Here is a 3,456-nt window from a genome sequence, read left to right as displayed (position 1 = left end):
ATAGAAAACACCCTCACCACCCACCCCCACATCACCCACGCCGCAGCCACCCTCCACCACGACCACCACAACAACAAACACCTCATCGCCTACACCACCACCAGCCGGAGCCTTCACCGGGCGGCGGACATGGTGGAGCAGCAGGTCGAGGAGTGGCGCGCGGTCTACGACTCCCTCTACGGGGACCGGGCCGCCACTTCGCTGAGCGAGGACTTCGTCGGGTGGGACAGCAGCTACGACCAGCAGCCCATCCCCCTGCGGGAGATGCGGGAATGGCTGGCCACGACCGTGGACCGCATCAGCGCGCTCGGGCCGCGCGATGTCCTGGAGATCGGGGTCGGCACCGGTCTACTCCTGTCACGTCTGGCTCCGGACTGTGCGAGCTACTGGGGCACCGACGTCTCGGCCTCCGCCATCGCTGCCCTGGATCAGCGCGTGGCGCAGGATCCCGAGCTGGGCGCAGGCGACGGCCGGGTGACGCTCGAGTGCCGGCCGGCGCATGACTTCAGCACGCTGCCCGAGGGACGCTTCGACACCGTCGTCATCAACTCCGTCGTCCAGTACTTCCCGAACGTCGACTACCTGACCGATGTCATCACCCATGCCATGGCGGTCCTCAAGCCCGGCGGGAAGCTGTTCATCGGGGACGTACGCAACCTTCGCCTGCTGCGCTGCTTCGCCACCGCGGTCGCCCTCACCCAGGCGTCCGCGGGGACCACGCCGGAGAGCCTGCGCGCCACGGTGGACAACGCCATCCGCCTGGAGCGGGAACTCCTGGTGGACCCGGAGTACTTCACCACCCTCACATCCGTCGTGCCCGCCATAGGCGCCGTCGACGTCCGCGTCAAACGCGGCTCGGCGCGCAACGAGCTCACCCGGCACCGCTACGACGTCATCCTCACCAAGGCTCCCGTCACACTGCTCGCCACCGACCGTGCGCCACATCTGCGGTGGGGTGAGGACATCCGTACGGTGGACGACCTGCGCGACACGCTGACGGGAGACCACCGCCCACGAGCGCTGCGGGTGTCCGGTGTCCCCAACACCCGGCTGACCGGCGAGCTCACCGCCCTGCACCGTCTCGACACCGGTGCCGACCCGGACGACGCCCGGCACCACCTCACGGCGACGGCCTCGACGGCCGGGCACGACGGCTCGGGGACGGAGCCGGACACCGAGCTGGGCACCGAGCCGGACGCAGAGCCGGACCCGGAAGCGCTCCATCGGCTCGCCGAGGCGCACGGCTACGACCTGGCACTGCGCTGGGCGGCCGATGAAGGGCGTCTCGACGGTGTGTTCATCGACCTCAGCACCCCCGCCACCCCCACTGTCGGCGTCCCCACCCTCGACATCGCCGCACCGCCCTCCACCACACCCCGCCGTCCCGCCTCCGCCTACGCCAACGAGCCCGGCCTCGCACACGGGACGGGTGCGGTGATCGCCTCGCTCCGCTCGTATCTCAGCGAGCGGCTGCCCGCCCATATGGTGCCCTCGGCGGTCATCGCCCTCGACCGGATGCCGCTCACCGCGAACGGCAAGCTCGACCGCGCGGCCCTCCCCGCGCCCGACTTCTCCGCGCTCGCTTCGGGACGGCCGGCGGCCACACCTCTGGAGGCACGGCTGTGTGCTCTCTTCGGCGAGGTGCTCGGCATCCCCGATGTAGGCGCGGACAAGAGCTTCTTCAACTTGGGTGGCGACAGTGTCCTCGCCATGCGGCTGGTCAGCCGCGCCCGCACGGAGGGACTCGTCCTCACACCGGGGCAGGTCTTCCGGCACCGGACGCCGGAGGGCCTCGCTCCCGTCGCCCACTCCGGGAACAACCCGGCGGCCCCGTCGCAGGAGCTCACCTCCGGAAAGGCGGGGCCCTTGGTGACCCTCACCCCGCCCGAATACGCGAGCCTGTCGGCGGAGCGCACCGCCCTGTCGGCGAAGGCCACACACGCCGCGGACACCACCGACACCGCGGAGCTGCTGCCGCTGACCCCTCTCCAGAGCGGACTGCTGTTCCACGCCGTGTACGACGAGGCGGCCCCGGACGTCTATCTCGTGCAGTTCACCTTCCACCTCGAAGGGGAGGTCAGCGGCGCACGCTTCCGGCGGGCGGCGGACGCCCTGCTGCGTCGCCATCCGAACCTGGCCGCGTCCTTCCATCACCACGGACTGTCCCAGCCCGTGCAGGTGGTGGCGCCCGCTGTCCCCTCCGTCTGGCACGAGCTGGATCTCGGCGACCTTCCCGAGGAGCGGCGCCCCGCCGCGTTCGACCGGTGGCTGGCCGAGGACCGCGCCACGCGGTTCGATCTCACCCGGCCGCCACTGATCCGCTTCGCCCTCGTCCATTGGGGCGCGGATCAGTACCGGGTGGTGATGACCAGCCACCACATCCTGCTGGACGGCTGGTCCGTACCGCTCGTCGTCCAGGAGCTGTTCACGCTGTACGAACGGGACGGGGACGACTCGGGCCTGCCCGCCACCGCGCCCTACCGGGAGTACCTGGACTGGCTGCGACGGCAGGACCGGGACGCGGCCCGCGCCGCCTGGCGCACGGCGCTGGCCGGTGTGGAGGAGCCCACCCTGCTGGCACCGGCCGATCCGGGCCGTACGACCGTGGCCCCCGACGAGATGGCCGTCGATCTGTCGGTGGAACGGACCGCCCAACTCGCGCAGCGTGCTCGGCGGATGGGGCTCACCCTCAACACACTGGTGCAGACCGCGTGGGCCATCCTGCTGGGCAGGCTGACCGGCCGCGACGATGTGGTGTTCGGTACGACGGTGGCGGTGCGCCCGGCGGAGGTGGCGGGCATTGAGTCATTGGTCGGGCTGTGCATCAACACGGTGCCGGTACGTGTCCGGGTGCCGGTGGGTCAACCGGTGGAGGAGTTGCTGACGGCCGTACAACGCCAGCACGGCGAGCTTTCCGCACACCACCATCTGGGACTGTCGGAGCTGCGGCCCGCCGCCGGGACGGGGCAGCTCTTCGACACGGTAGTGGTCTTCGAGAACTACCCCGTGGGCGCCGGGGCCCATGCGCAGGCGGCCCGCGCCGGGCTGCGGCTGACGGCCACCGATGGTCAGGACGCCACGCACTACCCGTTGGCAGTGGTCGTGGTCCCGGGCGAACGTCTGCGGTTGCGCCTCGGCTACCGGCCGGATGTATTCGAGGCCCCGGCCGTACGGGCGGTGGCACAGCGGCTGGTCCGCGTCCTGGAGGCCATCGCCGACGATCCGGGCCGGAACGTCGATCGGATCGACGTGCTCTCGGATGACGAACGGAAGCGGCTGGTACCGGGCCCGAACGCCCGTGTCGCGGAGACCGACCCGAAGGTGTCGTTGTCGGGGTTGTTCGAGGAGTGGGTGACACGGACCCCGGACACAGTGGCCGTGGTGTGCGAAGACCAACGGTGGACATACCGCGAGGTCAACCAACGCGCCAACCAACTCGCCCGACTACTCCTGCAA

The 3,456-nt window shown here is 70.6% G+C and carries 1 protein-coding gene; it reads left to right on the top strand.

What is annotated here, in order from left to right; all coding sequences use genetic code 11:
- A partial coding sequence (locus J2Z30_RS49175; RefSeq protein ID WP_209469209.1) for a condensation domain-containing protein occupies positions 1-3,456 on the top strand: 3,456 nt, incomplete at both ends.

Source organism: Streptomyces iranensis (assembly GCF_017874715.1).
GTDB lineage: Bacteria > Actinomycetota > Actinomycetes > Streptomycetales > Streptomycetaceae > Streptomyces > Streptomyces iranensis.
The sequence above is the reverse complement of the archived record's forward strand: the minus strand, read 5'-3'. Positions and strand labels throughout refer to the sequence as shown.